Origin of the sequence: Cellulomonas fengjieae (genome assembly GCF_018388465.1) — a bacterium.
Classification (GTDB): Bacteria; Actinomycetota; Actinomycetes; order Actinomycetales; family Cellulomonadaceae; genus Cellulomonas; species Cellulomonas fengjieae.
This window is the reverse complement of record NZ_CP074404.1, coordinates 829,651-845,891: the sequence shown is the minus strand read 5'-3', so window position 1 is coordinate 845,891 and position 16,241 is coordinate 829,651. Positions and strand designations below refer to the sequence as shown.

The following is a 16,241-nucleotide window of genomic DNA, read 5'->3' as shown; positions in this document are numbered from 1 at the left end:
TACGGCTCTTCTCGTTCCGGTTTCCGGAGGCGCCGCGCGCCTACCCGACCACCAGGACGTCCTCGACCGGGTCGAGGACGGTGATCGTGACCTGGATGTGCAGAGGGCTGCCCCAGTCCACGTGCAGGACGAACTCGACACCGCCCGTGGCGCCCTCGGGGTCGTGGGGCCCGATGTTGGTCACGTAGACGTCGGCGTCCCCCACGTGCGGGCGGCCGGTCGCATCGATGGGATCTCGCCCGGCCTTCCACTCCGCCGCGGTGATCACGACCGCGGAGCGCTTGGTGATGGGGTCCCAGTTGAAGTTCTTCGGGATGCGCCCCTGCTGGTTGCGGTAGATCAGCCGGATGGACTGCGACACGATGTTCCCCCTGTCTGACCGGATGCGGGTCGGGCTACTTGACGTACGTGACGGCTTCGGTCGGCTGATCCACCGGTGCTTGACCGACCTGCCCGTCATCGGCTCGGGCTGGGGCTACGACGTCCGGTGCGCCGCGGACGGGACGTGGTCGACGTCGACCCGAGGGCCCGCATCGATGCGGGCGGCGTGGACGGCGCGACGGTCGTGGCTCCTCGACCCGAGAAGAGCGGGGGCTCGAGGAGCTGGTTCGAACCTACTCGCGCTCGGTCCGGAGCAGGAGGGTGTTTTCCTGAGCCGCCGCGACCCCCGCCGACGACGTCCTGCAGCATCGGCAGCGCCTTGTTGTACGCCCATGCTGGTCGCGGTCCGTGAACGTCGCGAAGACGGCTCGTGACGTGGAGCCGGCCGGACGGCAGCGGGCGCTCAGCCGGCCGTCAGCGCCTCGGGCCCGGCTGACGCGAGCTCGTCGGCGGTCGGCGGCACCGCACCGAGGCGCGCGACGGTGAGCGCCGCAGCCTGCACCGACCGCGCCAGCACCTGCTCGACGACCGGCGCGCCCGAGCGAACCCAGCGCATGCCGGCATCCGACCCGAGGGTCAGGGCACTGTCGATCAGCGTGGACATGAACGCGTCGCCGCCCCCCACCCCGGCCTCCGCGTAGAGCACGGGGATGCCCGGCACGTCGACGATCCCGCGTGCGGTCACAGCCGTCGCGCCGCGTGGGCCGCGGGTCAGCACGGCGAGATCGGGTCCGCGCCCGACCCAGTCGCGCAGGACGTCGAGCGGGTGGTCGTCGGGATACAGGAAGGCGAGGTCCCGTTCGCTCGCCTTGACGATGCCCGCGAGCGCGACGAACTCGAGCGCACGCCGCCGGGCGGCCTCGCGCGGACCCACCAGGGCCGGCTCGACCTTGGCGTCGAACGTGATCAGCGACCGCCCGTAGGAGCCGGTCACCAGGTCCAGCACCGTACCGGCACCCGGCTCGAGATAGGCCGCGATCGAGCCGGCGTGCACGCAGCGCGCCGACAGGGTCCCGGGGTCCGCGGCGGGCGCCCAGTGGATCCGGAAGTCGTGCCGAGCAGAGCCGTCCACCCGCAGCACCGCCCGGGCGACGGACGAGGCGCCCTGCGTGACCGACGAACGCGACAGCCCGACGCCGGACGCCGCCAGGTACGCGGAGATCTCCCGGCCGTGCTCGTCAGCGCCGATCGCGGTGTGCAGCAGCGTGTCGCGCCCGAGCCGGGCCAGGCCCACCGCGACGTTGCCCGCGCTGCCGCCCACGCGCTCGCGGACGGTCATGCCGTCGTCGTGGACGTCGATCAGGGCCTCGCCGATCACGAGGACGTCGGGTCGGTTCATCGGTTCCTCAGCTCACGGCCTAGGGGACGGGTGCTCGTGTGGGCATCCCGAGGCCCGGGAGCCGGCTCGAACCGGGCCTCGGGAGCTCCCTGCGAGGGTGGCACGCGCGGAGTTTCCATCGGGTTTCGGCGGGTTTCCGGGACGCGAACAGGTGACGTGGGAGACGGATTTCACCCGCTGCGTCCCGACTGGTCGTCCGCCGTCGTCAGCCCACCGTGGCCGCGGCGATGTCGGGGTTGTCGCTGAACAGCCCGTCCATGCCCGCGCCGACGAACACCCGGATCTCCCCGGCCAGGTCGCCGGGCGCGTTCGGGTCCGCGCTGCTGCGGAACTGCGCGGGCAGGAACTGGTTCTCCCGACGGAACGTCCACCCGTGGACCTCGAGGCCGGCCCGGTGCGCGTCCCTGATCACCGGCGTCGGCGCTCCGAGGCTGCCGTCGGCCGTCCGCGGGATCATCAGGTCCTTGCACAGGCCGACCCCGTCCGCGTACCGGGAGATCTCGGCGAGCCCTCGACGCGTCACCAGGTCCCGATAGGTGCGCGGGTCACCCGCCACCACCAGGTCGTAGGGCGCGCCCGAGCAGTCCACGAGCTGGGCCAGGCGGACCCTGGTCATCGAGTCGAGCTGGCGCAGGTTCCCCGTCTCGAAGCTCTGGATGATCACCGGTGCGCGGCGGCCGTCGAGCCCGTCGGCCGCCAGCTGGGCCACGAGGGGCTCCTCCAGGGACAGCCCGAGCGAGTCGAAGTACGTCGGGTGCTTGGTCTCCGGGTAGACCCCGACCTGCCGGCCGTCGCAGCTCACCGAGTGCCGGGCCAGGTCGAGCACCTCGTCGAGGGTCGGGATCTCGTAGAGCCCGTCGAACGCGGTGTTCGCCGGCCGCACCTCCGGGAGGCGTTCCCTGGCCCGCAGGGTCCTGAGCTCCGCGAGCGTGAAGTCCTCCGTGAACCAGCCGGTCACGCTGCGCCCGTCGATGACCTTCGTGACCTGCCGCGCGGCGAACTCCGGTCGGGCGGCCACGTCGGTGGTCCCCCCGATCTCGTTCTCGTGCCGGGCGACGAGCACGCCGTCCTTCGTCGCGACGAGGTCGGGCTCGATGTAGTCGGCGCACTGCAGGATCGCCGTCTCGTAGGACGCGAGCGTGTGCTCCGGCCGGTAGCCGCTCGCCCCGCGGTGGCCGACGACGGTCACGTCGGAGGCGTGCGGCGTGCGCACCGTGCGCAGGTCGATGAGGGCCATCTCCGTGTCGTCGGGCGTCCCGGGGATCCGGGCCGCGTTGCCCGGGTAGTTGTTGTCGTTCGCGATGAGCAGCCGGCCGTCGCGCAGCTGCACGACCGTCTCGAAGGACTGCACCGGCAGGGCGAACGGGTCGTCGGTCCCGTAGCCGTCGCCCGAGCCGAGGCGGTCGGGGTTGGCGATCTTCAGCGCGTCCAGCACCAGCGTCTTGGTCAGGTAGCCGTCGGGGTCGGTCCTGCGCAGGTCGACCCGGTAGACCCGCTTGACCACCGACGCCGGTCCCTCGAAGTCGTCGCGCTCGATGAGGAGCAGCTCACCGCGTCCCGTCATGAACGCGTCGCCGACCAGGTTCGCGTCCCGATGGGTCTGGTAGGCCCAGGTGCGTCCGGTGTAGCTGCCGGCGGCGGTGTCGAACTCGTAGATCGTCCGGCGGCGCTGCTGCGGGTCGTCGACGAACGCGCCCTCGGTGATCGGGTACAGGAGGCGGCCGTCGCGGGAGGAGGCCAGCGCCTCGAACCCGCGGCTCGCCCGGATGTTCGGGGTCTCGCCGGGCTCCAGGTACGGGTTCTGCGGCGACTTCCCCCCGACGAAGGGCACGGGCGGAGCGAGCAGCTTGCCCGACGCGTCGACGTGCAGCAGGAACGGACCGAACTCCTCACCGATCCAGAACGTGCCGTCCTTGGCCCGCACGACGGACTCGACGTCGAGGTCGGCGCCGGTGAGCAGCCGGTCCGGGGTGGCGTCGTTGACGATCGGGAAGTCGATCCGGCGGTCCGGGTCCCGCAGCGAGATGAACTCCCCCACCTGGATCTGGCCGGCTCCCCCGCGGGCCGTCTGCCAGTCGGGCGTGACGCGGTACAGGCGCAGGAGGAAGTCCGCGGAGTTCGCCTTGCTGCCGAACCCGTTGTCCGTGAGACCCCAGAAGGTCCCGTCCCCCGCGTCGACCATGCCCGAGAACCCCGGGACCACCTGGCCGGGGAACGGGCCCTGTCGACCGTTGGCGGGCGTGGCCGCCGCGCCCGACGGCGGACCCGGCGCGATGAAGTCCGCGGACAGGGTCGCGCGGGCGACCAGGGTGGGCTGGACGACGTGCCGGCCGCGGTCGTCACCGCCACCACCCCCGCGACCGCCGGCCGTCGCCGGCGCCAGGAGCGCGACGGTCATCGCCGCCGCGAGGACAGTGACTGCAGCGCTTCGTCTCATGCAGTCCAGAGAACTCCTTCGAGGCGGCGCGCACCAGACCTCCGGGCGACGTTCCGGAGAACTCCTGTGGTCGCGGAGCGGATGTCACAGGCTCTCCCTAGGCTCGGCCCGTGAAGATCGTCGTCACCACGCCCACCGGCAACGTCGGCTCGCTGCTCGCCCCGATGCTCGTGCGGGCGGGCACGCCGCCGCGGCTGCTGGCCCGGGACGCCTCCCGGGTCGACGCGGCGCTGCGGGCGGTCTGCGACGTGGTCGAGCTCGACCAGGGCGATCGGGAGGCGGTGGCCGCAGCGACGCGGGACGCCGACGCGCTGTACTGGGTCGACCCGCAGACCCAGGACGACGACCCGCTCGACGGGTACCGGCGCATGGGCGAGTCGGCAGCGTTCGCCGTGACCGCGAACCGGATCCCCCGCGTCGTGTTCCAGAGCAGCGTCGGCGCGGAGGCGAGGCACGGGTTCGGCGAGATCGACGGCCTGGGGCTGACCGAGGACCTGCTGAACGCCACGGGCGCGGATGTCACGCATCTGCGCAGCGGCTTCTTCTTCAGCAATCTCCTCATGGACGTCGACGCCATCCGGGCCGGCGTGCTGACCACCACCCGCTCCGTGGACAGCGCGCTCGCGTGGGTCGCGCCGCTCGACATCGCCACCGTCGCGGCGACCCGGCTCCTCTCGGCGGACTGGCACGGCGTGCAGAGTGTGGGCGTCCACGGCCCGACGGACCTGTCGTTCGCCCAGGCCGCGGCGATCATCAGCGACGCCATCGGCCGGACCGTCGTCGCGCAGCAGGTCAGCGAGCAGGACCAGGCACGCCAGCTGGCCCAGTTCGGCCTGACGGCGGCGCAGATCGACTCGCTCCTGGGCATGACGCGAGGTTTCGAGGACGGCTTCGAACCGGCGGACCCGCGCAGCATCGCCACCACCACACCGACGACGCTCGGCTCCTGGGCCCACGAGTTCCTCCGGCCTGCCGTGGCAGGGTGACCCGGTACCGAGGACCCACGACCGAATGACGGGAATTCGACGCCGAATTGCGCCCTCCTGGGCGATTTCCCCCGCTGTCGCTCCTCGTGGAATACGTCTATTCTTTGCGTAGGACGCACATTGTGTGCAGTCCCCCACATGCATTGGCTGCTCCGGCGGCCCCGCCCCGGACGGCCCTCCGTCCGGGTTGAGCCAGGACCCTGGCGCCTCCGCCCGATGCCGACGTAGCCGTTGCCGCATCCCATTTTCCGGAGGACCTCATGACTCTCCCGACCACACCCGAGCGCAGCCGGACCACGGGCGTGCGCACCGCGCTGACCGCCGCGATCGTCGGCACGGCGCTCGCCACCATCCCGTCCGCTGCGCACGCCGACATCGGCACGCCGGTCCCGCTCGGCGCCGGCGCGTCGTTCGCCGTGCTCGCCTACGCCGGCGTCACCAGCACGGGCACGACCGTCGTCGGCGGCGACGTCGGCAGCTTCCCCACCGCCTCCGTGCCGGGGTCGCTCGTCCTGGTCGACGGTGCCGTCAACCACGGTGGCGACGTGGTCACCCAGCAGGCGAAGCTGGACCTGGTCACCGCGTACGGCTCCGCCTCGTCGCAGACACCCGACCCCCTCGCCGGCGTCGAGCTGGCCGGCCTGACCCTCGAGCCCGGCGTCTACGACACGGGCGGCGTCATCGAGCTCAACGGCAACCTGACGCTCGACGCCAACGGCGACCCTGCGGCGGTCTTCATCTTCCAGTCGACGGCCACGCTGCTCGCCGGCGCGGGCAGCTCGATCACGTTCGTCGACGGCGCCACCGCCTGCAACCTCTACTGGCGCGTCCCCAGCAGTGCGGCCATCCAGGCCGGCGCGCAGTTCGCCGGGACCATCCTCGCCGAGGCCACCATCGCGTTCGGTGCCGGCGCCACCCTGACCGGGCGGGCGATGTCGCAGTCCGGCCAGGTGACCCTCATCGGCAACACCATCGACCTGCCCGACTGCACGGGCGCCGGTGCACCCGGCGCCCCGACCCCCACCCCCACCGTCCCGGTTCCCACCGTGCCGGCCCCGGGCGGACCCGTGGTCGGCGCCCCGGACGGCGCGGCTGCCGCCGCGGCGCCCGCGAGCGCTCGTCAGGTGCCGGTCGTCCCGCGCGGCGGCATCGCCGCCGGCGACGGCAGCAGCACCACGGCCGCCGACCGTTCGGCGCTCGTCACCCTCACGCTCGCCGGGTTCGCGGCGGCCGCGCTGCTCGTGACCCGCGCGCGTCGCCGCCAGCGCGGATGACGCGGGCGGGCCGCCGCACCGCCGCCGCTCTGGTCGCGCTGGCCGTCGCCCTGGCGCTCGGCGCGTGCGGCTCCCACGAGCCCTCGCCGGGACCCGCGGCCGGACAGTCCGCCGGACCCTCCGCCGGCGCGACGTCCGCCCCGACACCCCGCGACGTCCCCCCGGTCACGCCCACCCGCGCACCGGCGATGGCGGCCTCGGTCCCGGTGCGGGTGGAGATCCCGACCATCGCGGTGGACTCGGAGCTCATGGAGCTCGGGCTGCAGGCCGACGGGACCCTCGAGGTCCCGCCGGGAGCGTTCCCCGCGGGGTGGTTCTCCGGTGCGCCCACCCCCGGCGAGCTGGGGCCCGCGATCATCGTCGGCCACATCGACTGGGTGACGGGCCCCGGTGTCTTCCTCCGGCTGGCCGAGCTCGCGGTCGGCGACGAGGTCCGCGTCACCCGCGCGGACGGCTCCGTGGCCGTGTTCCGCACCACCGCGGTCGAGAGCTACCCGAAGGACGCCTTCCCGACCGACCTCGTCTACGGCGACCTCGACCACGCCGGCCTGCGGGTCGTCTCCTGCGGCGGCGAGTTCGACCGGAGCACCGGCCACTACGAGGACAACGTCATCGCGTTCGCCGAGCTCGTCGTCTGACGCCGGGACCGGTCGCGCCCGGCCCAGGTCGACCGGGGTGCACCCGCACCGTCACGACGGCGCCGCGGGATGAGGGGACGTTCGGCCCACCACACGGACGATCCACGTCCGTACCGTCGAGAGCACCGGGTCGCACGTCGGCCGAGGCATCGACAGGGAGAAGAACGGTGACCGTCAAGGCTCAGACCGTGTCCCGCACAGCAACCACGACGGGGCGGACCGCCCCCGTGGAGAACGACCCCGCACCCGCGATCGACCAGCTGGTGGCCCAGGCCGCCAAGGCCCTGGCCGAGTACGCGCGATTCGACCAGGCCGAGATCGACCAGCTGGTGAAGAAGGCGTCGGTCGCCGCCCTGGACAAGCACGGCGAGCTCGCCCTCCTCGCGGTCAACGAGACCGGCCGGGGCGTGTTCGAGGACAAGGCCGTGAAGAACATCTTCGCGTGCGAGCACGTGACCCACTCGATGGCGACGCTCAAGACCGTCGGAATCGTGCACCGCGACGACCTCAGCGGCATCACCGAGATCGCCGAGCCCGTCGGCGTCATCTGCGGCGTCACGCCGGTGACCAACCCGACGTCGACCACCATCTTCAAGTCGCTCATCGCGCTCAAGACGCGCAACCCGATCGTGTTCGCCTTCCACCCGAGCGCGCAGGAGTCGTCCGTCGCCGCCGCTCGCGTGGTGCGGGACGCCGCGGTTGCCGCGGGTGCGCCCGAGCACTGCATCCAGTGGGTGGAGACGCCGTCGATCACGGCGACCACCGCACTCATGAACCACCCCGGCGTCGCGCTCATCCTGGCCACCGGCGGCAACGCCATGGTCCGCGCGGCCTACTCGTGCGGCAAGCCAGCGCTCGGCGTCGGGGCGGGCAACGTACCGGCTTACATCGAGAAGTCGGCGAAGCTCAAGAGGGCAGTCAACGACGTCGTCCTGTCCAAGGCGTTCGACAACGGGATGGTGTGCGCGTCCGAGCAGGCCGTGATCATCGACGACGTCATCTACGACGCCGCGATGGCCGAGTTCGACATCCTGCACGCGTACCGGGCGAACGCGACCGAGAAGGCCCTGCTGGAGACCTTCATCTTCGGCGTCGAGGCCGAGGGCAAGAACTGCGGCGACGCCAAGCTGAACGCCTCCGTGGTGGGTCAGTCCCCGCAGTGGATCGCGAAGCGGGCCGGGTTCACCGTGCCGGACGACACCTCGATCATCATGGTCGAGGTCGGCGGGGTCGGTCCTCAGGAGCCGCTGACGCGCGAGAAGCTCGCGCCCGTGCTGGCCGTCCTGCGCGCCGAGTCCACCGAGCACGGCATCCGCCTCGCCGAGCAGATGGTGGAGTTCGACGGCCTCGGCCACTCCGCGGCCATCCACACCCAGGACGACGCCCTCACCGAGGAGTTCGGCAGCCGGATCAAGGCCGTGCGGATCATCGCCAACGCGCCCTCGTCGTTGGGCGGGATCGGTGACATCTACAACTCGTTCATCCCGTCGCTGACCCTCGGTTGCGGCTCGTACGGCCACAACTCCGTGTCCAACAACGTCTCGGCGGTGAACCTGGTGAACATCAAGCGGATCGGCCGACGGAACAACAACCTGCAGTGGTTCAAGGTCCCCGCCAAGACGTACTTCGAGCCGAACGCGATCCGCTACCTGGCGGACATGCCGGACGTCGAGCGCGTCACGATCGTGACCGACGCGACCATGACCACGCTGGGGTTCGTCGACAAGATCCTCGACGTGCTGGGCCGCCGCTCCAACAAGGTCGCGCTGCAGATCATCGACCAGGTCGAGGCCGAGCCGTCCGTCAAGACGGTCCAGGCCGGCGCCGCGCAGATGCGCCACTTCCGTCCCGACACGATCATCGCGCTGGGCGGTGGCTCGCCGATGGACGCGGCGAAGGTCATGTGGCTGCTGTACGAGCACCCGGAGATCCACTTCTCGGACCTCAAGCAGAAGTTCTTCGACGTGCGCAAGCGCGCCTTCAAGTTCCCCGTCCTGGGCGAGCTGGCGCAGCTCGTGTGCATCCCGACGACGTCGGGCACGGGGGCCGAGGTGACGCCGTTCGCGGTGATCAGCGACCCGGACGCGGGCAAGAAGTACCCGCTGGCCGACTACGCGCTGACCCCGTCGGTCGCGATCATCGACCCGATCCTGACCGCGAAGATGCCGCCGTCGCTCGCGGCGGACTCCGGCTTCGACGCCCTCACGCACGCCACCGAGGCCTACGTCAGCGTCTACGCCAACGACTTCACCGACGGCATGGCGATGCAGGCCGTGCGACTGATCTTCGACAACCTGGCCACGTCGGTGAACGGTGACCCCGCCGACCCGGCCACGCAGGACGCCCGCGAGACCATGCACAACGCGGGCACGATCGCCGGCATGGCGTTCGGCAACTCGTTCCTCGGCATCGTGCACGCCATGGCCCACGTGGTCGGCTCCACCTACCACCTGGTGCACGGCCGCACGAACGCCACCCTGCTGCCCCACGTGATCCGGTACAACGGCACCGTCCCCACCAAGCTCACCAGCTGGCCCAAGTACGAGCACTACGTCGCGCCGGAGCGGTTCCAGCAGCTCGCCCAGATGCTCGGCCTCCCGGCGGCCACCCCCGCGGAGGGCGTCGAGTCCTACGCGCTGGCCGTCGAGTCGCTGCGGGCCCGGGTCGGGATCCCGTCCTCGTTCCACGCGCAGGGGGTGGACGAGCACGAGTTCCTCGCGCGGCTCGACGAGGTCGCGATGGGGGCCTACGAGGACCAGTGCGCCCCGGCGAACCCGCGCATGCCGATGATCGACGACATGAAGGACCTGATGACCGCGGCCTACTACGGCACGTCGCTGGATGACGTCCGTGCGCGCCGCAGCGGGCAGAGCACCGACGAGCGGGATCCCCTCCCCGCCGTCTGACTCCCCGCCCCGACGCCCCGCCCGCGTTCGCGCCGGCGGGGCGTCGACGCGTCCGGGGGCCACCCGACGGGCGGGCCGGCCCCGCGACGGGCACACTGTGGGACCGGACCGCACCCCCCGAAGCCACCCGGAGGCCCCGATGCCCAACCCGACGAGCCCGTCCCGCTCACGCCTCGCCCGTGCCTGTGCACCGCTCGCCGCCGGGCTGCTCGCGCTGACCCTGACCGCGTGCTCCGACGCCGAGATCGACGACGCCGCCCAGCAGGCGAAGGACGCCGCGGGCGAGGCGCGCAGCGCCGTGGACGGCCTGCGGGCCCAGCTCGACGACGCGAGGGCCGAGGCGGACGCCGCCGAGCAGAAGGTCGCCGACGTCAAGGCGCAGCTCGAGTCGTTCGACGAGTCGGTCCGGGCCGACGCGCAGACCGCCGTCACCGACGCGGAGACCGCCGTCGCCAACGCGAAGTCCGCGCTGGACAAGGCCCAGGCCGAGGGGGCCGCCGCGTCGCAGGAGGCGCTCGCCGACGCCCGGGCGCAGGTCGCCGACGCCACGACCGAGCTCGACGCCGCCAAGGGCAACGCCGCCGGGTCCGCCGCGGACTCCCTCGACGAGCTCGCACGCCAGCTGACCACGCTCGGCGACAAGCTCGAGGCCAGCGCCGGGAGCTGATCGACGGCGCTCCTCGGCGACGCTCATCGGTGTCGTCCTGTCGCTCGCCGGCGATTCGTTGCGTGCTCGCCGGGTGAATTCCACACCCGACGGCGCGGGACGTTGTACGTGGGACAGCGCGTGCCGATCTTCTAGTTATGGCCGATCGACAGGCGCAGCGGGTTCTGCGGCGACACCACGTGGAGTGGTGGGTCGTCACAGCCTGGGCATCGCTTGCTCTCGTCGTGGTCGCGGGCCTGACCGCCGCGGCCGGACTGGTGAGCTGAGCGCTCCCGTCCCGGGCCCGTCGTCGACGGGTCCGTCCCCGCTCACCGCCTAATCTTCTGAGCATGACCGCTCCCCGCTGGCAGGACGTCGCCCGCGCGACGGGGCTCCTCGGTGACGACGGCACCGCGCGGGCCACCGTGTTCGCGGAGATGTCCGCGCTCGCCGCGCGGACCGGTGCGGTGAACCTCGGGCAGGGCTTTCCCGACGTCGACGGGCCCGCCTCCGTCGCCCGCGCCGCAGCCGACGCCATCGCGGCGGGCGCCAACCAGTACCCGCCCGGCCCCGGCATCCCCGCCCTGCGCGAGGCGGTGGCTGCCCACCAGGGGTCGCGGTACGGGCTGCACTGGGACCCGGACACCGAGGTCCTGGTCACCGCGGGGGCTACCGAGGCGATCGCGGCAACGGTGCTCGCCCTGACCGGCCCCGGCGACGAGGTGCTCACGCTCGAGCCCTTCTACGACTCCTACGCCGCGGTCATCGCGCTCGCGGGCGCCACCCACACGACCGCTCCCCTGGTCGCGACCGCGGACGGGTTCCGCCTCGACCTCGACGCGCTGGCCGCCGCGTTCACTCCCCGGACCCGGCTCGTCCTGGTCAACACCCCGCACAACCCGACCGGCTCGGTGCTCTCGCGCGAGGAGCTCGCCGCGATCGCTCGGCTCGCGGTCGAGCACGACGCCCTCGTGGTGACCGACGAGGTGTACGAGCACCTGGTCCTCGAGGGCTCAGCCGGGGAGCACGTCCCCATGGCGACCCTGCCGGGCATGGCGGCACGGACGCTGACGATCTCGTCGGCCGGCAAGACGTTCTCGTTCACCGGGTGGAAGATCGGCTGGTTGACCGGGCCGGTGGCCCTGGTGACCGCGGTGCGGACCGTCAAGCAGTTCCTCACGTACGTCAACGGGGCACCGTTCCAACCGGCGATCGCCTTCGCGCTGCGCGACCCGGACGTCGCGGCGTGGGTCACGGAGCTCGCCTCGTCGCTGTCCCGGCGGAGGGACCTGCTCTGCGCCGGGCTGGAGGCCGCGGGGTTCGCGGTCGTGCGGCCGCAGGGCACCTACTTCGTGCTCGCGGACGCCGCGCCGCTGGGGTACGACCACGGAGTGACCCTGTGCCGCGACCTGCCGCGCCTGGCCGGCGTGGTCGGCGTGCCCGTGACCGCCTTCACGCACGCGGGCTCGGTTGTCGACCAGGCGCTGCGGTCGTGGGTGCGGTTCACGTTCGTCAAGCGCGAGGACGTGCTGGCGGACGCCGTCGACCGGCTCGCGGCGCTCCGGCGCTGACCGGCGGCGCCGCGGGCGTGCGGTGCGGTCGGCGCGGTCCGACCTGCGCGGTCCGACCTGCGCGGTCCGACCTGCGCGGTCAGACCGACCAGGCGCCGTCCCGTCGGTAGGCCGGCGTCGCCAGCGCGAGCACGAGAAGGCCGAGCAGGGCGGAACCCACCATCACGGACGCCATCGCGACCGCGTCGCCACCGAGCAGGCCGGACAGCGGGCTCACGACGCCCGCGACGCCGGCCTGCAGCGAGCCGATGACCGCGGCGGCCGTCCCCGCGATCTCCCCGTGCCGGGTCAGTGCGAGCGCCGAGGCGTTCGGCGGCACGAAGTTGACCAGCGCCAGGATGAGCCACAGCACCACCAGCAGAGCGACCAGCCCGCCCCAGCCGGTGAGCGCGAGCGCCAGCAGCACCGCGGTGAGCCCGAGGGAGATCGGCAGGACGACCCGCACGATGCGGATGGGCGCGACCCGCCGGACCAGGGCCGCGTTCACCTGCGCACCCGCGACCAGGCCGACGCCGTTGACCGCGAACAGCAGCGAGAACTCCGTGGCCGACAGCCCGTAGCCCTCGCGGAGCACGAACGGCGAGGCCACGACATAGCTCATCAGCACCGCCATGCCCAGGCCGGGCAGGATCGCCAGCGCGACGAAGTGCCGGTCCGACAGCAGCGCGCGGTAGCCGCTCAGCGCCGTCCGCAGCCCGCCGTGGCGTCGACGCTCGGGCGTCAGGGTCTCCGGCAGCCGTCGCCACACGACCACCCACAGCACGGCGCCGAACACCCCGAGCACCACGAACACCGCGCGCCAGCCCCACTGCCCGGCGACGAGGCCGCCGAGCGAGGGTGCGAACAGCGGGGCGACCCCGATGACCAGCATCAGCCGCGACATCAGCCGAGAGGCGTCGGAGCCGACGAAGCGGTCCCGGATGATCGCCATGGCGACCACGGTCGCGGACGCGTTGAAGAAGCCCTGCATCGTGCGCAGCGCGATCAGCGGCACGATCGCCGGCGCGATCGCGCACAGCAGCGACGTGACGATGTGCAGCGCGACGCCGATCAGCACCGGCTTGCGCCGGCCGAAGCGGTCGGACAGCGGTCCGATCACGAGCTGGCCAGCGGCGCCGCCGATCAGCATCGCCGTCATGGTCAGCTGCGCCGCGGTGGCCGACGTGTTCAGGTCCCGCGCCACGTCCGGCAGCGAGGGCAGGTACATGTCGGTCGACACGGCCGGCAGGGCGCACATGAGCCCCAGGAGCAGCACGTACCTGGCGTTCGGCCGGAACTGGGCGGCGGCCTCCGCGGAGCCGGTGCTCGCACCACCCGCGCCGTCTGCTGTACCCGGCGTGCGTGCCGCGCTCGCGGCGTCTGCTGTGCCCGCGGCGTTCGCTGTTCCGTGTGTCGCGACAGCGGCGGCCGAGGCGTCGGTCGTGGCGGCGGGTGTGGTCCGGTCAGTCATCGGCTCAATAATCCCACATTTCGCGAATCGATTCGATCCGAGCGGGCGGTGATGTGGGTCATCCCTGGCAGGCTGGTACCCATGTGTGGTCGATATGCCTCCTTCCGCGAGAACCAGGCCCTGGCTGACGAGTTCGCCATCGCGACGGTCGCCGACGACGTGCGCCTCCTGGGCCCGTCGTGGAACGTCGCCCCCACCGACGGCGTCCGCATGGTCGTCGAGCGCGCCGACAGGCAGACGGGCGAGATCACGCGCCAGCTGCGCGTGGCGCGCTGGGGACTGGTCCCCTCCTGGGCCAAGGACATCTCCGTGGGCAACCGGATGATCAACGCCCGCGTGGAGTCGATCGCGGACAAGCCCGCGTTCGCCCGTCCGTTCGCAGCGCGCCGCGCCCTCCTGCCGGCCGACGGCTACTACGAGTGGAAGAAGCCCGAGCCCGGAGCGCCGACCCAGCGCAAGCAACCGTTCTACCTGCACCCCGCCGACGGGGACGTCGTGGCGCTCGCGGGTCTGTACGAGTTCTGGAAGGACCCGACCAAGGCCGACGACGACCCCGCCCGCTGGGTGGTCAGCGCCACGGTGATCACCCGCCCGGCCTCGGACGAGCTCGCACACATCCACGACCGGCAGCCACTCATGCTCCGCCGGGAGGCGTGGTCCGCCTGGCTCGACCCGGCCGTCGGCGCGGACGACGCTGCGGAGCTGCTGGACGCACCGGCGCCGACCATGGTCGCGACGCCCGTGTCCACGGCCGTCAACACGGTGGCCAACAACGGTCCGTCGCTCGTCGACGAGGTCGAGCCGGAGGGCGAGACCTCGTAGACCGCCGTGCACGACCAGGCCCTGGCCCGCCACGTCGCTCGTGATCACCTGATCCCGCAGACGACGGAGCCGCCCCCACCGGTCACGGTGGGGGCGGCTCCGTCGTGCGGGTCAGGTCAGCGTGCGACCATCGCCGCCCAGGTCAGGCGACCGACGATGCCGTCGGCGACGAGGCCGTGCGCCTTCTGCCACGCACGGACCGCAGCCTGTGTGCGCGGTCCGAAGCGCCCGTCGGCGTCCGCGCCGACGATCCGCTGCACGATGGCGACCGAGGGGCCCGAGGCGCCGCGGGAGATGCCGCGTGCGATCTGCGCCGCAGGGATCGACGTCGCGGTGACCGGGGCGATGCCCGTCCCGCCGTTGGCGACGCTGACGATCGCGGCCCACGTGAGCGGCCCGACGATCCCGTCGGCGACGAGGCCGTGCGCCCGCTGGAACGCCACGACCGCCGCGCGGGTGGCGGCGCCGAAGCGACCGTCCGCGGGGGTGCCGACGACCCGCTGGATGATCGCGACGGACTCACCGGACGCGCCGCGGCTGATGCCGGCGCGGATCGTCGCCGCCGGGATGGCGTCGGCGGCGAGCACCGGCGCGGAACCGACGACCTCCCACGTGTACTCGAGCCAGCTCGTCCCGGCGCCGCGCTGGACGCTCACGCCGACCGTGTGGCGGCCGACCGCGAGCCCGGTGACCTCGAAGGTGTTGCCCTGGACCTCGACCGGCGACGCCGACTGCGCACCCGGGGGCAGGTCCACGACGTAGCCGAGGGTGAACTCGCCCGGGTCCACGTTGACCGTGAAGCGAGCGGAGGTCGACGTGGTCGACGCGGCAGGGGTCTGCGCCCAGGAGACGACCGGGTCGACGGGCTCGGGGACGACGATCGTGAGGGTCCCCGTGCTGGAGCGCTCGTCGGCGCCGCTGGCACCGGCAGTGCGACCGACCGCGACGAACTGGGCGGTGAACGTGCCACCCTCCCAGGGCGACACGGTCAGGACGTGCGTGTCCCAGTCGTAGTCGGCGTTGGCGCGGTCCCCGGGCCACTCCTCGAGGTCGATGCCCACGATCTCGCCGCTGCCCGCGGTGACGTACGCGTCGAGGTCGATCGCAGTGGTCTCACCGGCGATGGCCTGGACGGTGGCGTCCGCGACGGTCGGCGCGACGACGACCACATCCGCGGGCGGCTCCTCGTCGGAACCGTCCTCGTCGGTACCGTCCTCAGCCGAGCCGTCCTCACCGGAACCGTCCTCGGCAGAACCGTCCTCACCGGAACCGTCCTCAGCCGAACCGTCCTCACCGGAACCGTCCTCAGCCGAACCGTCCTCACCGGAACCGTCCTCAGCCGAACCGTCCTCAGCCGAACCGTCCTCGCCAGAACCGTCCTCGGCCGGAACGTCCTCACCCGAGCCATCCTCGGCGGCGGGAGCCGGGGCGTCGCCACCGCCGGCACCGCCCTCGTCGGCGAGTGCCCCGACACCGGTGTCCGGGCCGTCGAGGGGCGTCGCGGCGGCGACGCCGACGCTCCCGGCGGTCAGGACGGCGGCGATAACGCCCGCGGCGACGATGCGCCGGGCACGGGGGGCAGACATGCGTGCAGACATGTGTCGGCACCTCTCTGTTCGGACCGCCCCGGAGCAGGTGGCCTCTAGCCGCTTATCGGCATCCCTCGGTAGGACTTTCGTCCTGCGCACCACGAGCCTGGACGGCTGTCCGGTACGTGGGGAGTTTCAGGTCGTCCGGGCAAGCATTCACCCCCGCGGACGAGCCGAGCCCTTCGCCTGGGCTCGACCGCGC

General features: G+C 72.5%; 13 protein-coding genes. 8 read left to right on the top strand and 5 right to left on the bottom strand.

Translation table 11 applies throughout. The annotated features are described in order from the left end of the window. Positions 1 to 40: 40 nt before the first annotated feature. The 3 genes from KG102_RS03890 to KG102_RS03880 form a co-directional block, all read right to left on the bottom strand. Positions 41 to 361, bottom strand: coding sequence for a hypothetical protein (locus tag KG102_RS03890; RefSeq protein WP_208209797.1), 321 nt, complete (start codon positions 359 to 361; stop codon positions 41 to 43). 423 nt (positions 362 to 784) lie between these two features. Then, positions 785 to 1,720 (bottom strand): PfkB family carbohydrate kinase, encoded by a 936-nt coding sequence (locus KG102_RS03885; RefSeq protein ID WP_208290426.1) that lies wholly within the window; start codon positions 1,718 to 1,720, stop codon positions 785 to 787. A gap of 205 nt (positions 1,721 to 1,925) precedes the next feature. After that, entirely contained in the window at positions 1,926 to 4,157 is a 2,232-nt protein-coding gene (locus tag KG102_RS03880) for an esterase-like activity of phytase family protein (RefSeq protein ID WP_208290427.1), read from the bottom strand. Between the two features lie 110 nt (positions 4,158 to 4,267). Here KG102_RS03880 and KG102_RS03875 point away from each other — a divergent pair, with 110 nt between their 5' ends. From KG102_RS03875 to KG102_RS03850, 6 genes are all read left to right on the top strand, one after another. Further along, complete coding sequence (locus KG102_RS03875; RefSeq protein ID WP_208290428.1) at positions 4,268 to 5,143, top strand: NAD(P)H-binding protein; 876 nt, start codon at positions 4,268 to 4,270, stop codon at positions 5,141 to 5,143. Between the two features lie 260 nt (positions 5,144 to 5,403). Further along, positions 5,404 to 6,417 (top strand): ice-binding family protein, encoded by a 1,014-nt coding sequence (locus KG102_RS03870; protein WP_208290429.1) that lies wholly within the window; start codon positions 5,404 to 5,406, stop codon positions 6,415 to 6,417. Next, positions 6,414 to 7,055 (top strand): class F sortase, encoded by a 642-nt coding sequence (locus KG102_RS03865; protein WP_208290430.1) that lies wholly within the window; start codon positions 6,414 to 6,416, stop codon positions 7,053 to 7,055. Before KG102_RS03870 ends, KG102_RS03865 begins: the two co-directional genes overlap by 4 nt. A gap of 188 nt (positions 7,056 to 7,243) precedes the next feature. Beyond that, a complete protein-coding gene (gene adhE, locus KG102_RS03860) occupies positions 7,244 to 9,961 on the top strand; it encodes a bifunctional acetaldehyde-CoA/alcohol dehydrogenase (RefSeq protein WP_372438458.1) in 2,718 nt (905 codons plus the stop codon). Positions 9,962 to 10,100: 139 nt separating this feature from the next. After that, positions 10,101 to 10,628 carry a hypothetical protein gene (locus KG102_RS03855; protein ID WP_208290432.1) on the top strand — a complete coding sequence of 176 codons (528 nt, stop codon included), beginning with the start codon at positions 10,101 to 10,103 and terminating at the stop codon, positions 10,626 to 10,628. Between the two features lie 329 nt (positions 10,629 to 10,957). Next, entirely contained in the window at positions 10,958 to 12,178 is a 1,221-nt protein-coding gene (locus KG102_RS03850; protein WP_208290433.1) for a pyridoxal phosphate-dependent aminotransferase, read from the top strand. A 79-nt stretch (positions 12,179 to 12,257) separates the two neighbouring features. On the opposite strand, the gene KG102_RS03845 is transcribed toward KG102_RS03850, so the two are convergent. Continuing rightward, complete coding sequence (locus tag KG102_RS03845; RefSeq protein ID WP_372438466.1) at positions 12,258 to 13,637, bottom strand: multidrug effflux MFS transporter; 1,380 nt, start codon at positions 13,635 to 13,637, stop codon at positions 12,258 to 12,260. Positions 13,638 to 13,709: 72 nt separating this feature from the next. Between KG102_RS03845 and KG102_RS03840 the strand changes: the two genes are divergently transcribed. Further along, the gene (locus KG102_RS03840; protein ID WP_208290435.1) at positions 13,710 to 14,450 is read left to right on the top strand and encodes an SOS response-associated peptidase; all 741 of its coding nucleotides are present in this window, start codon (positions 13,710 to 13,712) and stop codon (positions 14,448 to 14,450) included. 116 nt (positions 14,451 to 14,566) lie between these two features. On the opposite strand, the gene KG102_RS19025 is transcribed toward KG102_RS03840, so the two are convergent. Further along, positions 14,567 to 15,037: a peptidoglycan-binding domain-containing protein gene (locus KG102_RS19025; RefSeq protein WP_407645198.1), complete on the bottom strand. Its 471-nt coding sequence runs from the start codon at positions 15,035 to 15,037 to the stop codon at positions 14,567 to 14,569. A gap of 78 nt (positions 15,038 to 15,115) precedes the next feature. Between KG102_RS19025 and KG102_RS19020 the strand changes: the two genes are divergently transcribed. Continuing rightward, entirely contained in the window at positions 15,116 to 16,096 is a 981-nt protein-coding gene (locus KG102_RS19020) for a pentapeptide repeat-containing protein (RefSeq protein WP_407645197.1), read from the top strand. Positions 16,097 to 16,241 lie beyond the last annotated feature (145 nt).